Genomic DNA, 17948 nt, shown 5'->3' on the forward strand with positions numbered 1-17948 from the left:
TTATCAGCCTACTGTATTGGTCAATGTGCCAATCGGCTCGATGGTAATGTGAACGACGTCGCCGGCTTGCAACGTGAAGTCGGATGATGGCACGATGCCCGTTCCTGTCATAAGATAAGCGCCTGACGGAAACGACATTTCACGGTAGAGGAAATGCAGCAGTTCCTCCGGCTTGCGCTTCATCTGGGATAATGTAACTTCTCCGTTAAAAACTTCCTCGCCCCCGCGCACGATCGAGAGGTCGATCACCGTGTCGGGACCGAGTTTCTCCTTAAACACATAAAGACAAGGCCCCAATGCCGCGCTGCCGGTGTAGGATTTGGCCTGCGGCAGATACAGCGGGTTTTCGCCCTCGATACTTCTGGAACTCATGTCGTTTCCAATGGTATAACCTACCAATGCGCCTTCGGAAGTGGCGAAAAGCGTCAGTTCCGGCTCCGGCACATCCCAGGTCGAATCTTTACGAATGCGAACCGTGCCATGGTGACCTACCACACGCCATGCGGTCGATTTGAAGAACAATTCGGGACGTTCGGCTTCGTATACCCGGTCATAGAAGCTGCCGCCGCCCGCTTTTTCCGACTCTTCCATCCGCGCAGTGCGGCTTTTGAAGTACGTCACACCCGACGCCCACACTTCCTGGGTACCGATCGGCGCCAGCGCCTCTGGCATTGGGAGATCGTCGCTGAATGTCAAAGCGATAAGGCTTTGCGCCTGGCCTTCGAGCCATTCGTACAGGTTATTCCTGTTCACAACCACGTCCCAGTCGGTTTCGTGGAGGCGGTAGAAAACGTCCTCGTTTTCAAGGAGGATACCATTTTCGGTCTTATATAACTTCATGAAATGCAGATTTTGGTTTTGCCTGAATAAGTCCCGCGTAGGGTGTCTTTACTGATGAATACGAGCAGGAAAGTGTTTCAGGCCACTGAATTTGCGGGAAAGTGAACCGCAGGAATGGTTAGCTGTGCCACAGGCGCCGGTCAATTGGAATGGGCTCCTGAGCTATGAGCTTGATGTCCGCAAACAACGGGTGCTCGGGATGCAGAATGATGTTGGAAGAAAAAGGCACAATCACCGACGGAATGCCAATTGCAAGCACGTCGGGCTTGATGAGCCAGTCTTTGAGCCAGAATTGCGTCCGGCCATAGGTTTTGTCTTGCCAAAAATCGGGCAGGTCTTTTCGTACGTAATGCCTGATGTCGTCGGGTATTTCGATGGAGGAAAGCCAGTATTTGGGAAGGTCCTCGTAGCGTACGCCCGGCGCATGTGCGAGGGTCTCTACCAGGCCGAGCTCGGGAGTAGAAGTGGTATAAAGTACGCCAATGCCTTTGGGGTTCCAGCGCGCACCAAACAGCCTGGCACCTTCGGTTGAAAGCGCCTCATGCCGGTATTTTTCGCGTGTGATCCTGTATACCAATGGCATGGGTGACGCGATCAGGCGGGTGAACCATAATCGAGGCGGCCCAGCACATTATCCACCAGCCCGAAACCCGTAACGGTATCCATCATTTGCAATGGCGACTGCTCATTCAACTCGGCGATGGGCGTCCGCAGCCAATGCCTCACCACATGCTCCTTGCCTTCAAAGGTATCCAGCGCATGAATAAGCACATTCCGGAGGAGCAAAAGGCGCTCTGATGCATCGGTACCAAGCCGTTTTTCCCCTTGAATGCGATGCAAATTACGCGGCGTCATGCCTAATACATAAGCAATCTCATTGTCGGTCAGTCCCACGAGATCAGAAACTTCATCGGCAACGGAACGCAAAATCCCCTCCCGCGATGTTTTAACCACCGCATACTCGGAAGCGGGTTGCTTGCCGTATGGCACAAATTCTTCCTCAAAAAACCGGATAGGCGTTGACATAAGACTTTTGATGAAGTATGTCACTAAGTTAAGTGACATACTTCACAATATCAAATTTTTTCCTTCAAAAACTCCGCGGTGTAATTCCCTTCCAGCTTCACCATTTCTTCAGGTGTGCCGGTGAAAGTGAGTTGCCCGCCATTTTCGCCGCCTTCGGGGCCGAGGTCGATGATCCAATCGGCGCTTTTGATGACCTCCATATTGTGCTCGATGATGATCACGCTGTCGCCTTGTTCTACCAAAGCATTGATGGCTTTAAGGAGCTTCTTAATGTCGTGAAAATGCAAACCGGTGGTCGGTTCGTCGAAAATGAAGAGTGTTTTGCCTTTGTTGGATGAGCCTTTGCCAAGGAATGACGCGAGTTTAACACGCTGGGCTTCCCCACCGGACAATGTGTTCGAAGATTGTCCCAATCCCACGTAACCAAGCCCTACTTCCTGCAATGGCAGCAATTTGTCCGCCAGTTTAGGCTCCGATTCCCGGAAAAACTCGATGGCTTCGTCCACAGTCATATCCAGGATTTCTGCCACATCTTTGTCCTGATATTTTACTTCCTGGATTTCCTGCTTGAAACGCTTGCCATTACAACCCTCGCAAGTGAGGTAAATATCGGCCATAAACTGCATTTCGATCTTCACCTGACCTTCGCCCTGGCAAATCTCGCAGCGGCCACCGTCGACGTTGAAAGAGAAATGCGAGGGTTTATAGCCTCTCGCTTTCGAAAGCGGCTGTTCCGACATCATTTGCCGGATATAATCGTAAGCTTTAATATAAGTAACCGGGTTGGAGCGCGACGATTTCCCGATCGGGTTCTGGTCAATCATTTCAACGGCCTCGATACGGTCAATGCTGCCCGTTAGCGCGTCGAAACGACCAACATCCTCGCTAAATTCGCCTTTGAGGCGCATTAATGCAGGATAAAGAATCTTCCGGATCAAGGTTGATTTTCCCGAACCACTTACGCCGGTAACAACGGTAAGGTTATTCAAAGGGATTTTCACATCCAGCTCCTTCAAATTATTCTCCCGCGCCCCTTTGATTTCGAGGAAATGCAAAGACTTCCTGCGTACGGATGGCACCGGAATAGAGTCGTTCCCCAGCAAAAAGTCCAATGTATGCGACTGAACATTCCCTTCAGCAACTTCCTGACTACCAATGACCTCCTGACCATTCTTGACCACATAGCTACCATCGTCATCTTTTAATGCCTCAATATCACGCTGATTCCCTTGAAAAACCACATGGCCGCCGCCCGTCCCCGCTTCCGGCCCAATATCAATGATCTGATCGGCTGCATGCATCACTTCTTCCTCGTGTTCTACCACAATCACGGTGTTGCCCAGGTCGCGGAGCGATTCGAGTACGCCTACGAGGCGTTGCGTATCGCGCGGGTGCAAGCCGATGCTCGGTTCGTCGAGAATGTACATGGACCCAACCAATGCACTGCCCAATGAAGTAGCAAGCTTAATGCGCTGGAATTCACCGCCGGATAATGTGCTGGTCAATCGGTTCAATGTCAGATAACCCAGCCCGACGCGGTTCATATAGTCCAGCCGGGATTCGATTTCGGTCAGAACCCGGCGAGCGATTTGCCGGTCGTGGTCGCTGAGTTCGAGCTGTTTGAAAAAAGCCGAAACATCCTGAATAGGCATCAGTACCAGGTCGGTAATGGATTTGCCACCGATTTTAACGTACGATGCATCTTTCCGCAAACGCGAGCCGCGACAATCAGGGCAGGTTGTGCGGCCGCGGAAGCGCGAGAGCATTACGCGGTACTGGATTTTATGGGTCTGGGATTCGAGTTCTGCAATGAAATCGTTGATTCCCTGAAAATATTGGTTCCCGGTCCAAAGCAGCTCTTTTTGAGCAGGCGTAAGGTCCTTGTAAGGCCTATGGATCGGGAAATCGAATTTCACGCCGTTGCGGACGAGCGGGATCAACCATTCGCCCATTTTTTCGGTACGCCAGGGCGCAATAGCACCGTCGTACACCGAAAGGTTTTTGTCGGGAATGACCAGATCGGGGTCAATGCCTAATATTTTGCCAAAACCCTCGCACCTTTTACAGGCACCGTAAGGGTTGTTGAAGCTGAAAAGATTGACGGAAGGTTCTTCGAATGTGATCCCGTCCAATTCAAACTTATCAGAGAAAACTCTTTTTTCACCCCCTACAATATGTACGGTACATGTGCCTTCTCCTTCGAAAAATGCGGTTTGTACGGAGTCAGAAAGGCGGTATTGTGTGTCTTCGTCGTTGTGGCGAATTGCGGCACGGTCGATGAGGATGGAAACCTGATTACCGGCTTGCGGGAAATGGTCGGGTTTTTCGAGAATATCCTCGATAGAAACCACTTCCTCGTTCAGCACAATGCGGTTATAGCCTTTTGAAAGCAATATGGTAAGCTCTTCGATTTGTGAGCGGCCATCGCGGATGAGCAGCGGCGCGAGGACCATTACACGCGTGCCCTCGTCGTGCGCGAGCATGTAGTTCACTACATCCGTAACGGAGTCTTTTCTTACAATTTCCCCCGAAACCGGCGAATAAGTATGCCCAATACGCGCGAAAAGCAGTTTGAGATAATCATAAATTTCCGTGGAAGTGCCGACGGTCGACCGCGGGTTACGGGTATTCACCTTTTGCTCAATAGCAATAGCTGGCGAAATGCCCTTAATGTATTCCACCTCCGGCTTCTCCATCCTGCCCAGGAACTGCCTCGCATAACTGCTAAGGCTCTCCACGTACATCCGCTGGCCTTCCGCAAAAAGCGTATCAAAGGCGAGGGAAGACTTTCCGGAGCCGGAAAGGCCGGTGATGACGACCAGCTTGTTGCGCGGGATCGCCACATCGACGTTTTTAAGATTGTTTACACGGGCACCTTTGATCAGAATGTATTGTCTCGGATCCAGTTCATCGAACTGGTCGGCCTCGATGCGGGGCACAGCTAGTTGCATCATAGCGGGGTTATCGATGGATTATGATATTAGTTTGAATGATGATGTGATACTATTATAACCAAAAGCCTGTGCATTTAGTTTTCTTTGAAAACCTGGCCCGCTTTCTCAAATTTCATGCCGCTTTTCGCAGCTTCTTCAAATATCGGATCGGCAAAATGACCGAAGTTGGGCACGTCGGACATGCAGTCGGTTAATGCAATGGTCTTGGCAGCTAATGCCGGCGCATATTTCACGACTTGCCGGATACTTGTCGCCACGCAATGCGATCGTGCTTCACCAGCAACTAATATCTGATCGAATGTATTCAGCTCTGCCAGAAAACGCTCATCCAGCTCAGTTTCCGGGGCATTCGCTACCGGTACCTGTGCTTTAAAAACCCCGAAATGCTCGGTGAGCGGGTTAATGCCTTTTGAAACGGTGCGGTAGTCGCGGCGGATACGGTGCGCCCACGCGAGCACAGCACGCATGAGGGTGTCGTCAATGGCAGCACCTTTGGAGCCGACGAGGCAATGCTCCGGCCAGATGAAATGCTGGAATTCGCCATCAGCTTCAAGGGTTTGCAGGTATTTCAAAACATATTCGCGATGGTACCGCGGCACCCATTTGCCTGCTTCCACCGATTTGCTGGAAATTGATGTGAACGGTGCTACTGTATTGCCGTTCTGGTCTTCCCAGAAAAGCGGATGCGCGATATCCAGCACTTTATGTGTATCGAGCGTCAGAAATATCGCATCTATTTTGTCGCCTTCCAGCGCAATCAGGTTGGCAATGCGTTCCACGTCTCTTTCGGCGCCCGGCACATACAAGGTGCCGTTAGGGTCGCAGAAATCGTATTGGGCGTCGATGATCAGCAATGCGGTCTTTTTCATGGTGTTTTTAAAATTCAAGTTCCTGTGGTAGCTCCATTTGCCGGGCGTACATTTTGGAACAGTGGCTGAAAACCAGTTGCAGCATCCGGTTCGCATCTTTGATGTAATCAGTCCGGTAGTCCTCGTCGAGTTTATGGAGTCCGTTGAGGATCACCTGGGCCTTTTTGGCAATGTATAATGCACAGGTATCCGCACGGGAAGAATAGGTTCGGAGAATATCCGAATAACTTTCCAGAAAGGTATTGAGTAGGAAAAGGTTGAGCTCGATGCCGCCGATCTTGTCTTTCGTGACTTTCACATGGTAAGCAATGTCCGCGCTGAGGCTACGCATATCCATCAGGATCCAGCCGGGCGTGTTCTGGTTAAATTTCGACGTCCGCACGATCCGCCCCATGAGCTCTTCCCGACGCTCGGGAATCGTAGAACTATCCTCAATGAGTTCGAAATGGAGCCGGTCGCTCAGGGTTTTGTCTTTCGTGATCAGTCTCAGGAGCAGTTTATCCTTTTCTTTGGCAGGCATTTGGATAATCGCCTTTTTGAGCTGTTCTGGTAACGCCATTCGGGTGCTTTTAATAACTTTTAGTTTAATTCCCGGCACAACCACGTAACTTTATGGCCTATAAACGGGCCGGGAAGCTTTTACAAAAATATAAAATACAGATACACATTATGATTTCAGTGGCTATGTGTACTTACAACGGGGCAAAGTTCCTGCCCGAACAGTTGAAGAGCATTGCTGATCAGACGGTTTCGGTGGACGAATTGGTTGTTTGCGACGACAGATCGAAGGACGACACTATTGAAATCATAAAATCTTTCGCTGCTACCAGCAGATTTCCCGTGCGCATCCATGTGAACGAGCAGAATCTCGGCTCGACCAGGAATTTCGAGAAATGTCTTTCCCTATGCAACGGGGATGTGATTTTTCTCTCCGATCAGGACGACCGCTGGCGGAAAGACAAAGTGCAAAAGCAACTTGCGTTCCTGAATGCGCATCCAAACCTGGATGCCGTGTTCAGTGATGCGGATAAGATCGACGACGACTCGCAGCCGACCGGGGGTACCATTTGGGAGGAAATCGAGTTCAACCAAGCACGGCAGCAGCTCTGGCGTAGCGGCAAATCACATGAGATCCTTTTCAATGGTTTTGTGGTAACCGGTGCCACCCTGGCCATCCGTAAATCTGCGCTTGAACGGCTGATGCCATTTCCTACCCACGTTCAGGATCTGATCCACGATGCCTGGATAGCCATGGTGCTAAGTCTGGAAGGTAAAATCGAATTCATCCCCGAACCACTGATTTCGTATCGCATCCATTCCAGTCAGCAGGTCGGATTTGGTAATAAAGTGGAAAAAGTACAACTGGCCGATCGTTTCAAGCGCGACCGGAGGTTGAAATTGATCCCACTGGAAGAAAAAGCCAATAAGTTGCACGAGTTGTATTTGCTCCTTCGCGCGCTTCCATTCGTCCCGCGGGAGAAGCTGCTCAAATTGTATCTTTCACAAAAGCATTTTTATACTCGCGCCGGACTGCCTGAAAACCGTTTCAGACGACTTACTCCGATTTTGAGCCAGTTGCTGCGGGGCTACTACAAGTTTAGCAGCAAAGACTGGTGGTTGCCCGCGATAGGAGATTTATTAGAATGACGAACTGGATGATTATTGAAAATGGCTGAAAATAAGTCGTTGGTGGCGGTGGTTATACCGGTATATCAGGCAAATCTGTCGGAGGCGGAACAGATGTCGTTGCGGCAATGTATGCAAGTACTAGGCAGTTATCCGGTGATTATCGTGAAACCCGCGGCGCTGGACCTTTCTGCATTTCAGCAGCAATATCCCTCGCTTATATTTCAATCTTTCGACAATAGCTTTTTCACAAATGTCGACGCGTACAACCGCCTTATGGTGTCCGTTGATTTTTACAAAACTTTTACGGCCTACGAATACATTCTCATTTACCAGCTCGATGCATTCGTTTTCCGGGATGAATTAAAAGAATGGTGTGCGAAGGGCTACGACTATATCGGCGCGCCGTCGTTGCATCAGCCCGAATTCGATACCATTCCCGCGGAGTCTGCACAGAATTTTGCACAAGCATTATCAACGCATCGTGTCGTGTTGAACGGGGGGCTTTCGTTGCGGAAGATTCCTTCGTTTTTGCGTTATTTAAAGATTTACAATGTCTTTTATCCCGCCTGGAAAGGGAACGAAGATATGCTTTTCTGCCAGGAAGCAACACGCCTCAAACCCATGAAATTTTTCATGAAGCTGCCACAATGGAGGGAGGCATTGCGTTTTGCGTTCGAGAAAAGCCCGGCGGCAAGTTATGAACTGACAAACCATCAATTACCCTTCGCCTGCCACGCCTGGGAGCGCTACGACCCGGCATTCTGGGTTCCATTCATTACTGTAAACCAGTGACTTCCTGCGTTTAACAATTTTTAACAAACTATCGTCGGTTTTCGGACGTTCTTGCTGATATTTAGGTAAAACCCCAATATCACTATGAATTTCAAATTGCTTTCGGCCAGTTTTGGAGCCATTTTACTATCCATCCATACCAGCTTCGGGCAAATTACTGAAAACCCCAAAGTAGAAGAATCGTCGGTTCCCTATGTGAAAATCAAAAAGGTGGAGTTGACGGACGCCAACACGGTCATTTATCTGCAATTTATCGAGCCTAAGGCGCAAAAGCAGCCGCAATTCCGTTCGCAACCCCGGATGTCGCCTTTCCCCGACTCGCGCGTTCCACAATTTCCGCAGCAGGGCATCGGGCAGAGCCAGATCTGGCTCGATCCTGAGACCCGGCTATACAAGCCCGGCGAAATTGACAAGAAATTCAAGTTTATTAGGGCTGAGAATATCACTACTACTACCAAAACGAGTGTTGCCAATGGTGATACAGTCAACTTTGTTGCCTATTTTGAAAGACTTACGCCGGGAATCGAGGAATTCGACTTCTATGAAGGCAGAAGTTCGGGCGGTAGCCAATCGTGGAACTTTTATGGCATTCATGTTAAAAATCCGCTCAAAAAACAGCCGGAAAAATCATCCAAACCGATAGCGAAGGAAACAGCACCGCCTTCTAAGAAGCCTGCTGTTCAGCCGGCGACCAAAGCACCGCAAAAGCCGGCCCCCACACCAGCAAAGAAAGAGACGGAAATGGCTGTTTTGAAAGGCACGGTTTACAATGCGAAAACCAAAGAACCGATTGCGGCTCAGCTCTCATATTTGGAGAAAGGCGATACGCTGCAAATTCGCTCATCATCGGGGAAATACCGCGTAGGGATCGATGCGGGTGAGCAATACAAATTCCGTGTGATGGCCCGCGGTTACTATGGGTCCTCGTTTAGCCTGGCGCCCGGCGATTCGTCCGGTAAATCATTCGATCAGGACGTGTACCTGACGCCGCTGATCGTAGGAGAAACGATTCTGCTTCCGAATATTTATTTCGAAACCTCCAAATACACTTTGCTACCCGAGTCGTATGAAGAACTGAACCGCTTGGTAGATGTCATGCGCGACAGCCCGACGCTCAAGATCCGGGTGGAAGGCCATACCGATAATGTGGGCGATTTTGACAAAAACCTCGAACTCTCCCGCCAGCGCGCGGAGGCGGTGAAGAACTATCTGATCGAAAAAGGCATTGAAAGCAGCCGTATTGAAGCAAAAGGCTACGGAGGCACGCGCCCGCGCACGAAGGGTAGCGAAGAAGAGCGTAAAAAGAACCGCAGGGTGGAGTTTGTGATTACGGAAATGTAGTATGGTAACGCTGCTTTTGTCATTTGTGGTCAAGCGTAGTCAGGAGGAGTCAGGTATTGTCATTTGTAGTCACATATTGTCGTTTGTTGTCAGGCATTGTCATCAACGGGAACCAAATTATCCCTCGTGACTACAAATGACCACAAATGACTATACATAACCATATATGACAATTCCCGACTACACCTGACGTCGAAGCTTACCGCGCCTTGATAATATTCGTGAACTCACGTGATTTCAACGAAGCGCCACCGACGAGGCCGCCGTCGATATCCGGTGCAGCGAAGAGTTCTGGTGCGCTGGCGGCTGTAACGCTTCCGCCATAAAGGATCGAAATTTCATCGGCTACTTTCACCCCGTATTTCGACGCGATGTGCGCGCGCAATGCCGCGTGCATTTCCTGCGCCTGCTCAGCCGAAGCCGTAAGGCCCGTTCCGATCGCCCAGATCGGTTCGTAGGCGATTACTACCGATTTCAGTTGCTCTTCCGAAAGGTGGAAAAGGCTTTCGGTCAACTGGTTTTTTACAAAACCGATATAATCTTCATTCTGACGCTGTTCGAGCGATTCGCCGCAGCAGAAAATAGGCGAAACGCCGAAAGAAAGCGCCGTATTTACTTTTTCAGCCAGCAATGCATTGGTTTCGTTGAAATACTGGCGGCGCTCGCTGTGGCCGATCAGCACATATTGTACACCGATCGATTGCAGCATTTGTGCAGAGATCTCCCCGGTGAATGCGCCCGAAACTTTGTCAGAGCAGTTTTGAGCGGCCAATGCGAAGTTGGGCGCGTCTTCGATATATTTTTGAATCGTAGTAAGGTAAATCGCAGGAGGGCAAAGGATGATTTTCGCGTCATTACGGACCTCATCTTTGGCCATATTAACGAGCTCCGAAGTAAGCGCAACTGCTTCATCCAGAACCTTGTTCATCTTCCAGTTACCGGCAACAATTTTTTTTCGCATGAGAAAATTTTTATTGTGGGAAAAAGTCATTTTACGCAACAAAAGTACCATATTTTCCTCATTTACATGATTATATATATGTGATCAAAAAAATGTCGAAAAGTTTGCACATATCGAGATTTTTTTGTGTTTTATTAATGTGAAAAGAACTATTTTTACTTGAATTAACCGATTGGACTGAATTCGATACTTAGCGTACACCGAAGAATATAAATAGAGTTTCAAGTCATTTATAGTCAACGTGTTGAAATATGTCACCCCGGGATTAGAACATTAGCCATCATAAAGAAAGGAGGCCACGATGAAAACGTCTAAGTGGTTTATAGCAGCGATCATACTTTTTACTCACACCCTGACATTCGGCCATTCCAGCGACGTACCCCCTGTATCAGAGGAGAAGTATGGTTACTTTTTGGATAAAAACCATAAAACAGCACGCATCCCGTTCGAGCTGCATTCCAACCTGATATTGCTCTACGCGAAGATCAACGACAATGATTCGCTGCGTTTTATCCTCGACACGGGAGTTAGTTCGATTATCATTACGGACCCCAACATCCTCAAAGCCGACAAGCTGCGTTTAACACGTAAAGTTAACCTCACCGGCGCGGGTGAAGGCGAATCTATTTCGGCACACGTGGCAATAGACAACCGGTTTTCGATGGGCAGGCTCAGGGCCAACCACCAGAATATTGTAATTCTCGAACAGGATTTCCTACGGTTATCCGAGTACGTGGGTGTGCCGGTACACGGGATTTTCGGGTATGAGATCTTCAACAACTTCGTCGTGACCATCGATTTCGCCAAAAAGGAAATATTGCTGATGCGGCCGGACAGATACAAGTACAAAACCAGCAAAGGCGACAAGCACCCACTCATTATCGAGGATACCAAGCCATTTACCGATGCCGTGACGCTTTTCGCCGATGGGCGCGAGCATCCGATCCGCGTGCTGATTGATACCGGCGCCGGACATGCATTGCTGCTCAACAACACGCCTAAGGAAACATTCCGCTTGCCGGAAAAAGTGATCCGCGCACAATTAGGCCGCGGGCTGAACGGCGTTATCAATGGAAACCTGGGCCGGGTCGATAAAATGAAGCTGGGCCGGTTTGAGCTCAATAATGTCGTAGCCTCGTTCCCAGACAGCATCGCATTCGGCTCCAAAATACGGGCCGGAGTCGAGCGGCAGGGGAACATCGGTTGCGAGTTGCTCCGTCGTTTCAAAGTCACATTCAACTATGGCGAGCGCTACATGGTGCTCAAACCGATCAGAAGCCGCCTGCGCGAGAAATTTGAGCATGATATGAGCGGTATGGAGATCCGGGCGGAAGGAAGAGATTTGCGCGATTATATCGTCAACCACATTGTGGCCGACTCGCCGGCGGCGCGTGCTGGCTTGATGGAGGGAGATCAGCTTCTGTTTATCGACGACCATTCCGCTTCCGAGCTGAATGTGAGTGAGGTATATAAGCTGATGCAGCGGGGCGACGGCAAAAACATCGACTTGCTAGTGAAACGCAAAGGCGATATTTTCTTTACCCAGATCACACTGCGCAGAATGATTTAGTACTTTTGGCCAAACTAATACCCGGCCATTTGGAACGCTTCATTATCACGGAAGACGGCTCGCATTCATTGTTCAGCGCGCAGTTCAATCAGCAATACCATTCCTTGCAAGGTGCCCTGAATGAATCGGTGCACATTTATATCAACCTTGGTTTAAGGCCGGCTCTTGAAAACGGGCCGGTTTCTGTTTTTGAAATGGGTTTCGGTACGGGACTTAATGCGTTTCTCGCCTGGAAACTGGCCGATCAGCTTCAAAAGCAGGTTTTCTACACTTCCGTGGAGGCATATCCCGTTTCGTTGCTGGAAGCATCGCAGCTCAACTACGAGGAAGCCACTGGTGAAAATGGCTTTATGCAGCTGCACCAGGCGCCGTGGGGCAGGGAAGTGGCCATTTCTCCCTTTTTTAACCTGAGGAAAGAAATAACCACCTTACAGGATTTCACCCCGGACCGGTTTTTTGACGTCATTTTTTACGACGCATTCGATCCCCAGGCACAGCCTGAACTCTGGACGGAAGAAATTTTTACCAAAATAGCGGCCCAAACCAAACCCGGTGGCGTATTAGTGACATATTCATCCAAAGGAATCGTTAAAAGGGCATTAGCCGCTGCCGGTTTTCAGGTGGAGCGGCACAAGGGTCCCGGCCGAAAGGCGCATATACTCAAAGCCATTAAACTCTGACATTCATTAGCATTAATACCAACATGAATTACCAAAGCATTATTAGCCAGGAACTGAAAGAAGCACAAGTCGTTCTAGACAACTTCCTGAGCGACCCCGAGCAAATCGAAAAGATCGAAAAGGCAGCAGGCCTGATGGCCGATGCGATTATTCATAACGGTAAAATCCTTTCGTGCGGCAACGGCGGTTCGCATTGCGATGCCATGCATTTCGCCGAGGAGCTTACCGGCCGCTACCGCGACAACCGCCGCTCATTACCGGCCATCGCGATCTCCGATGTGAGCCATTTAAGCTGCGTCAGCAATGATTTCGGGTATGAATATGTATTTTCAAGATATATTGAGGCACTGGGACAGCCTGGCGACGTGCTGCTGGGGCTGAGTACAAGCGGAAATTCCGCCAATATCATCCGCGCTACCGAGGCTGCAAAGGCGAAAGGAATGAAGATCATTATCCTGTCCGGCAAGGACGGCGGCAAGCTCGCTGGTATCGCCGACGTCGAGATCCGCGTGCCGCATTTCGGCTACGCCGACCGCATTCAGGAAATCCACATTAAGATTATCCACATTTTCATGCTCCTGATCGAAAAAATGGTGCTGCGAGATTGACGCGCGTGCGGTAGGGCGACGTCAGGTACCGGTCAGGAGTAGTCATATGTAGTCAAGTGTGGTCAGGAATAGTCAGGAGGTTGTCATTTGTGGCCAGGTATAGTCAGAAATGTCAAGGAGTAGTCAAGTTTAGTCATTTGTTGTCAGGGGGTGTTATTTTTCACGGGAAGTTTGTTTATTGAGAAACAATCATTTCAATACTTAACAACTCCTAACCATTCCTGACCACACCTGACAATTACTTGATTACACTTGACATTCCCTGACCACAAATGACCATTCCTGACCACACTTGACCAGACCTGACAACCTCCTGACCACATCTGACCAAACACATCCATCACACCCGTACCGTTATGAACGTCCGTCCATCCGCTATCATTCTCGACAACGACAAGATCCTAACTCTGCGCTACCAGTACGGCGAAAAGGAAGTATTCGCATTGCCCGGCGGTAACCCCGATCCGGGCGAATCGCTGGCGGACGCGCTCGCACGGGAGCTGATGGAGGAATTGGGTGTGGAGGTAGAGGTCGGCAAAATGGTCTCTTGCGGAGAGGTAATCTGGCAGGAAGTGCGGAAAGAGACCCTGCATATGGTATTTAACGCAAATATAACAAAGGGCACGCCGACGCTCGATCCGCTGCATACTACGGCATTGGAAATTGTATGGCTGCCGGTGGCATCGCTAGGTTCGAGGCATTTGTATCCCAATGTCGGCCCGCAGATCGCCGCATTCTGCAATGAATCACTGCATTCGGGGCATATCGGCGTGATCGACCAGCCCTACGTGCGCTCATAAACCGGTTAGTCGGGGCCAATACTTCTTCGTTCGTTTCTATAAGACAGAAAGATGCCGTACTTTTGCGTTTTTAATAGGCAGCAGGGTAAATGGAAAACGAAAAGAAGGAGAAATTATCCAACTTCTTACTGAGACGGGCGGAGCGGGATGTATTGTCAAGAGGGCGTTCCATTTATAGCAGTGGCGGCTTAAAAGTTTCCAAACTCGATTATAATGGCCCCGGTAATGCTGAGTTCAAGGTCAAAAGCGACTATTCGATCCAGTACTACCAGATTTTCATCCGCGACTTTCTCACACCGCAGATAACCACCGAATGTTCGTGCCCCGACAAAGCCGGGCTGTGCAAGCACCGCGTGGCGGGTATTTTGTACATTCTCGACAAAATGCCGACGATCAAACAGGTTGTCCATGAAATGGGCAACACGACGATCGAGCTACAAGAAATCCGCGAAATGCAGCTCCGCGGCATGGTACTCGACGAAACGTGGCAAAACCGTGAAAACGTGGGCCCGGTAGAAATCGTATCTGCCAGGGAAGGAGAGGCGGAATGCCAGGTGACGGACAAAGGCCAGGAGTACCTGACGACTTTCCGCCGTGTAAAAGGCACCCGGCAGGTTCAGACTTCCTGTACTTGTAACCAGAAACTGTGGGTACCGCTCTGCGAGCATAAGCTTGCCGCATTGCTGAAACTCCGTGAAGAGCTGGGCGAAAAAGCATTCGAAGTAATGCGTGATATGACGGTCGAGAAGAGCAATCTGCTGGCCGAATACGGTTATTCCCTGGAAGATCAGTTTAAAGATAAGTTCGAGTTTCGGCTCGATGAGGACGGCGGGCTGCATTTGATCAAGCTCGATCCGGCGATTCAGAAAGTAGGCGCTTACCAGGATTGGCAATCGCTTCGCGAGCGCATATTGCTGGTACAGGAATCGTCATTTGCTGTGACGCTCACCGACAATGGTCAGGACGACGAGGACCGTGTTTCCATTTTTGTGTTTTGGCCAAAAGGAAAAAACCACCTGCTGGATATCGGTTTCGGGGTCTTTTCGGTCAAATTCAGTTCCAAATCCGAGAAGGTTACGAATATCCGCAACATTGCCGGAGGTTCGAGCCACTATTATAATGCGGATGAAATTCCCGTACTCACCGAGTCGGATGCACGCCTCGTGCGCATGGCGAAACATTGGGAGGAGGGGTTACAGAAATTCATCCGTAAACAAGGCTGGGCTTACAATGCGTATCTGCATTTCGATGATGTAGAGGCTGATCAGCGCTACGAAGCGCGGAATTACGTCGGCAAACAACTTACCCGCGTCTTCAACGACCTGGATGGCGACCGCCTTTTCCTTGCCGATGGCGACTATGTGACCAGCAACCATCAGCTTACCCAGCTCGAACTGCACCGCGAGCCCGTAAAACTGTTTTTTGTGCTCACGGAGGATAAGGAGTTTATTACATTAAATCCTTACGTAGAAATTAAGCCGGGCACCCCACTTGAATTGCAGAAAGTGGTGACGCTCGACAGCTTCTGGCTGGGACTTTATAACGAAAAGACTCTATTCCGCTGGGCGGGGATCAGCGAGGCCGAAATGGTCGCTTACCTTAGCCAGAATGGATTTAAAATACGGGTTAAGAAAGATTTTGGTGACGATTTCCTGAAAGACTGGATCATTCCCGTTTCCGAGAAATTCGATGTGATTTTCCAGACCCGCCACGAAATACAAACTTCGCCGCTGGCATTTCAGAAGCCGAAGTTTTACTTGAAAGAAGACGAGGCAAACCTGCTCATAGTGCCCTCCTATGTTTACCTTGAACAAAACGGTAAGGAGGAAGAACTGGAACTACTGCACGATCAGCGCCGTACGCGAACCAGCTTCGACAACAACCAGATCACCATGCTGGAACGTGACGTTCAGGCTGAAAATGCGATTTGGGACTGGACGAAGGCATTGCACCCGAGCTTTGAGCATCAAACCGGTCAACCGTTCTTTTATGTGCCTTTCGAGCAGGTCATGAAAGATGGCTGGCTGTTCAATTTCGTGGATGCGGCCAAGAAAAAGCATTACGAGATTTTCGGGTTCAAGGATCTGAAAAAAATGAAGTTCAATCCCAATCGCGGGACGGTAAAAGTACATACTTCGTCGGGAATTGATTGGTTCGATATGAAGATCGAGATCAGTTTCGGCGACCAGACGGTTTCGCTGGCCGATGCGAAGAAGGCACTGCTCAAAAAGCAGAACTATATTCAGTTGCAAGACGGCTCGCTGGGCGTGTTGCCCGACGAATGGATCGCCAAACTGGAACCGCTCATGCAGTTCGGCCGGGTGAACGACGATCAGATCCATTTATCGAAAATACATTTCTCGCTCATCGACGAACTTGTTTCGGAGATAGACAACGAGGACGTCTTCCGCGAGCTCTGGGAGAAGAAGCAGAAGCTGCTCAATTTTAAACAAATCCCATCCGTACCGCTTCCGCAGAATATCGAGGCCACGCTTCGCCAGTACCAGGAAGAGGGGTATAAATGGCTGCATTTCCTCGACGAATTCCAGTGGGGTGGCTGTTTGGCGGATGATATGGGTTTGGGGAAAACCCTGCAAATGCTGACCTTCCTGCAAAACCAGAAAAACCTGAATGCGGAATATACGAACCTTGTCGTAGTTCCTACTACGCTGATATTCAACTGGCAAGCAGAAGCAGCAAAATTCACACCTGACCTGAAATTGTACGTTCACCGGGGCATGGCGAGAAGGAAAGACATCGAGTTTTTCCGGGAATACGACATTATTCTCACCACCTATGGTACCATGCGCAGCGACGTGGAGCTGCTGCGCGAGTTTGATTTCAACTATATCATTCTCGATGAAGCGCAAGCCATTAAAAACCCCGATTCGCTCACGTCCAAGGCCTCACGCCTGCTGCGCGCACGCAACCGCCTGACCATGACGGGTACACCGGTGGAAAACAATACATTTGACCTGTACTCGCAATTCGAATTCCTGAACCCAGGAATGCTCGGTCACGCCGATTTCTTCCGGACGGAATATGCAACGCCTATCGACAAGTACCAGGATAAGGAAAAGGCGGCTGAGCTGCGTAAATTGGTCTACCCATTCATGTTGAAACGCACGAAAGAGGAAGTGGCAACCGATTTGCCGGACAAAACAGAAACCATTCTGTTCTGCGAAATGGGGAACAAGCAACGGAAAGTTTACGACACCTTCCGCGAACGGTATCGCCAGGAAATCGCCGAAAAACTCGCAACAGAAGGTCTTAACAAAAGCAGTTTCCTTATCCTGGAAGCATTGTTGAAACTTCGCCAGATTTGCGATTCGCCATCTATACTATCTGGCGATGAAGATTTCGGGAACGAATCGGCGAAGCTGGAAGAGATTACCCGCGAGATCGAGGAGAATGCATCGAATCACAAAATATTGATATTCAGCCAATTCCTGGGCATGCTGGATCTGATCCGCAAGCATTTGGAAAAAATGAATATTCCTTACGAATACCTCGACGGCCAGACCGTAGACCGGGCCGGTCGCGTGAACCGCTTCCAGAACGACTCTACCTGCCGCGTGTTCCTCATGAGCCTCAAAGCGGGCGGCGTAGGGCTTAACCTCACCGAAGCGGATTACGTGTACCTCGTAGATCCGTGGTGGAACCCCGCCGTGGAGCGCCAGGCGATCGACCGTACGCACCGCATCGGGCAAACGCGCAAGGTGTTTGCGTATAAAATGATTTGTAAGGATACGATTGAAGAGAAAATTCTGCTGTTGCAGCAACGTAAGCAGGACTTGGCAGAAGATTTGGTGGGCGGCGAATCCGGCTTTATCAAGAAATTGAGCCAGGAAGATATTATGGGGCTCTTCAGTTAAACC

15 protein-coding genes are annotated in these 17948 nt (G+C 49.7%); 8 read left to right on the forward strand and 7 right to left on the reverse strand.

Going from position 1 to position 17948, the window contains the following annotated elements; translation table 11 throughout:
* Positions 1–3 precede the first annotated feature (3 nt).
* From AC2YIT_RS21590 to AC2YIT_RS21615, 6 genes are all read right to left on the reverse strand, one after another.
* Positions 4–840 carry a fumarylacetoacetate hydrolase family protein gene (locus tag AC2YIT_RS21590; RefSeq protein ID WP_430850658.1) on the reverse strand — a complete coding sequence of 279 codons (837 nt, stop codon included), beginning with the start codon at positions 838–840 and terminating at the stop codon, positions 4–6.
* Between the two features lie 118 nt (positions 841–958).
* On the reverse strand, positions 959–1423 hold the full coding sequence (locus AC2YIT_RS21595) for an RES family NAD+ phosphorylase (protein WP_487280563.1): 465 nt from the start codon (positions 1421–1423) through the stop codon (positions 959–961).
* 11 nt (positions 1424–1434) lie between these two features.
* A complete protein-coding gene (locus AC2YIT_RS21600; RefSeq protein WP_487280564.1) occupies positions 1435–1866 on the reverse strand; it encodes an antitoxin Xre/MbcA/ParS toxin-binding domain-containing protein in 432 nt (143 codons plus the stop codon).
* A gap of 50 nt (positions 1867–1916) precedes the next feature.
* A complete protein-coding gene (locus AC2YIT_RS21605) occupies positions 1917–4820 on the reverse strand; it encodes an excinuclease ABC subunit UvrA (RefSeq protein WP_430850664.1) in 2904 nt (967 codons plus the stop codon).
* Positions 4821–4894: 74 nt separating this feature from the next.
* The gene (locus tag AC2YIT_RS21610; RefSeq protein ID WP_487280565.1) at positions 4895–5689 is read right to left on the reverse strand and encodes a cysteine hydrolase family protein; all 795 of its coding nucleotides are present in this window, start codon (positions 5687–5689) and stop codon (positions 4895–4897) included.
* Positions 5690–5696: 7 nt separating this feature from the next.
* Positions 5697–6248, reverse strand: coding sequence for a hypothetical protein (locus AC2YIT_RS21615; protein ID WP_430850668.1), 552 nt, complete (start codon positions 6246–6248; stop codon positions 5697–5699).
* A gap of 53 nt (positions 6249–6301) precedes the next feature.
* Between AC2YIT_RS21615 and AC2YIT_RS21620 the strand changes: the two genes are divergently transcribed.
* The 3 genes from AC2YIT_RS21620 to AC2YIT_RS21630 all read left to right on the forward strand — a co-directional run bounded on the left by AC2YIT_RS21620 (position 6302) and on the right by AC2YIT_RS21630 (position 9451).
* On the forward strand, positions 6302–7336 hold the full coding sequence (locus AC2YIT_RS21620) for a glycosyltransferase family 2 protein (protein ID WP_487280566.1): 1035 nt from the start codon (positions 6302–6304) through the stop codon (positions 7334–7336).
* Positions 7337–7357: 21 nt separating this feature from the next.
* A complete protein-coding gene (locus AC2YIT_RS21625; RefSeq protein WP_487280567.1) occupies positions 7358–8110 on the forward strand; it encodes a DUF5672 family protein in 753 nt (250 codons plus the stop codon).
* A gap of 84 nt (positions 8111–8194) precedes the next feature.
* Positions 8195–9451, forward strand: coding sequence for an OmpA family protein (locus AC2YIT_RS21630; protein ID WP_487280568.1), 1257 nt, complete (start codon positions 8195–8197; stop codon positions 9449–9451).
* Positions 9452–9650: 199 nt separating this feature from the next.
* On the opposite strand, the gene tpiA is transcribed toward AC2YIT_RS21630, so the two are convergent.
* Entirely contained in the window at positions 9651–10412 is a 762-nt protein-coding gene (gene tpiA / locus AC2YIT_RS21635; protein ID WP_487280569.1) for a triose-phosphate isomerase, read from the reverse strand.
* 301 nt (positions 10413–10713) lie between these two features.
* On the opposite strand from tpiA, the gene AC2YIT_RS21640 reads away from it, so the two are divergent.
* The 5 genes from AC2YIT_RS21640 to AC2YIT_RS21660 all read left to right on the forward strand — a co-directional run bounded on the left by AC2YIT_RS21640 (position 10714) and on the right by AC2YIT_RS21660 (position 17945).
* A complete protein-coding gene (locus AC2YIT_RS21640) occupies positions 10714–11982 on the forward strand; it encodes a retropepsin-like aspartic protease (RefSeq protein ID WP_487280570.1) in 1269 nt (422 codons plus the stop codon).
* A 29-nt stretch (positions 11983–12011) separates the two neighbouring features.
* Positions 12012–12662: a tRNA (5-methylaminomethyl-2-thiouridine)(34)-methyltransferase MnmC2 gene (gene mnmC2, locus AC2YIT_RS21645; protein WP_430850680.1), complete on the forward strand. Its 651-nt coding sequence runs from the start codon at positions 12012–12014 to the stop codon at positions 12660–12662.
* A 23-nt stretch (positions 12663–12685) separates the two neighbouring features.
* Entirely contained in the window at positions 12686–13270 is a 585-nt protein-coding gene (gene lpcA / locus AC2YIT_RS21650) for a D-sedoheptulose 7-phosphate isomerase (protein WP_487280571.1), read from the forward strand.
* Between the two features lie 356 nt (positions 13271–13626).
* Positions 13627–14070: an NUDIX domain-containing protein gene (locus AC2YIT_RS21655; RefSeq protein ID WP_487280572.1), complete on the forward strand. Its 444-nt coding sequence runs from the start codon at positions 13627–13629 to the stop codon at positions 14068–14070.
* Positions 14071–14159: 89 nt separating this feature from the next.
* The gene (locus AC2YIT_RS21660) at positions 14160–17945 is read left to right on the forward strand and encodes an SNF2-related protein (protein WP_487280573.1); all 3786 of its coding nucleotides are present in this window, start codon (positions 14160–14162) and stop codon (positions 17943–17945) included.
* Positions 17946–17948: the final 3 nt, after the last annotated feature.

The organism is Dyadobacter sp. SRI_021 (genome assembly GCF_057586235.1).

What these genes read in the sequence shown, in the direction of transcription:
- AC2YIT_RS21590 (WP_430850658.1), bottom strand. Translation starts at nt 840, where the DNA reads ATGAAGTTATATAAGACCGAAAATGGTATCCTCCTTGAAAACGAGGAC.
- AC2YIT_RS21595 (WP_487280563.1), bottom strand. Translation starts at nt 1,423, where the DNA reads ATGCCATTGGTATACAGGATCACACGCGAAAAATACCGGCATGAGGCG.
- AC2YIT_RS21600 (WP_487280564.1), bottom strand. Translation starts at nt 1,866, where the DNA reads ATGTCAACGCCTATCCGGTTTTTTGAGGAAGAATTTGTGCCATACGGC.
- AC2YIT_RS21605 (WP_430850664.1), bottom strand. Translation starts at nt 4,820, where the DNA reads ATGATGCAACTAGCTGTGCCCCGCATCGAGGCCGACCAGTTCGATGAA.
- AC2YIT_RS21610 (WP_487280565.1), bottom strand. Translation starts at nt 5,689, where the DNA reads ATGAAAAAGACCGCATTGCTGATCATCGACGCCCAATACGATTTCTGC.
- AC2YIT_RS21615 (WP_430850668.1), bottom strand. Translation starts at nt 6,248, where the DNA reads ATGGCGTTACCAGAACAGCTCAAAAAGGCGATTATCCAAATGCCTGCC.
- AC2YIT_RS21620 (WP_487280566.1), top strand. Translation starts at nt 6,302, where the DNA reads ATGGCCTATAAACGGGCCGGGAAGCTTTTACAAAAATATAAAATACAG.
- AC2YIT_RS21625 (WP_487280567.1), top strand. Translation starts at nt 7,358, where the DNA reads ATGGCTGAAAATAAGTCGTTGGTGGCGGTGGTTATACCGGTATATCAG.
- AC2YIT_RS21630 (WP_487280568.1), top strand. Translation starts at nt 8,195, where the DNA reads ATGAATTTCAAATTGCTTTCGGCCAGTTTTGGAGCCATTTTACTATCC.
- tpiA (WP_487280569.1), bottom strand. Translation starts at nt 10,412, where the DNA reads ATGCGAAAAAAAATTGTTGCCGGTAACTGGAAGATGAACAAGGTTCTG.
- AC2YIT_RS21640 (WP_487280570.1), top strand. Translation starts at nt 10,714, where the DNA reads ATGAAAACGTCTAAGTGGTTTATAGCAGCGATCATACTTTTTACTCAC.
- lpcA (WP_487280571.1), top strand. Translation starts at nt 12,686, where the DNA reads ATGAATTACCAAAGCATTATTAGCCAGGAACTGAAAGAAGCACAAGTC.
- AC2YIT_RS21655 (WP_487280572.1), top strand. Translation starts at nt 13,627, where the DNA reads ATGAACGTCCGTCCATCCGCTATCATTCTCGACAACGACAAGATCCTA.
- AC2YIT_RS21660 (WP_487280573.1), top strand. Translation starts at nt 14,160, where the DNA reads ATGGAAAACGAAAAGAAGGAGAAATTATCCAACTTCTTACTGAGACGG.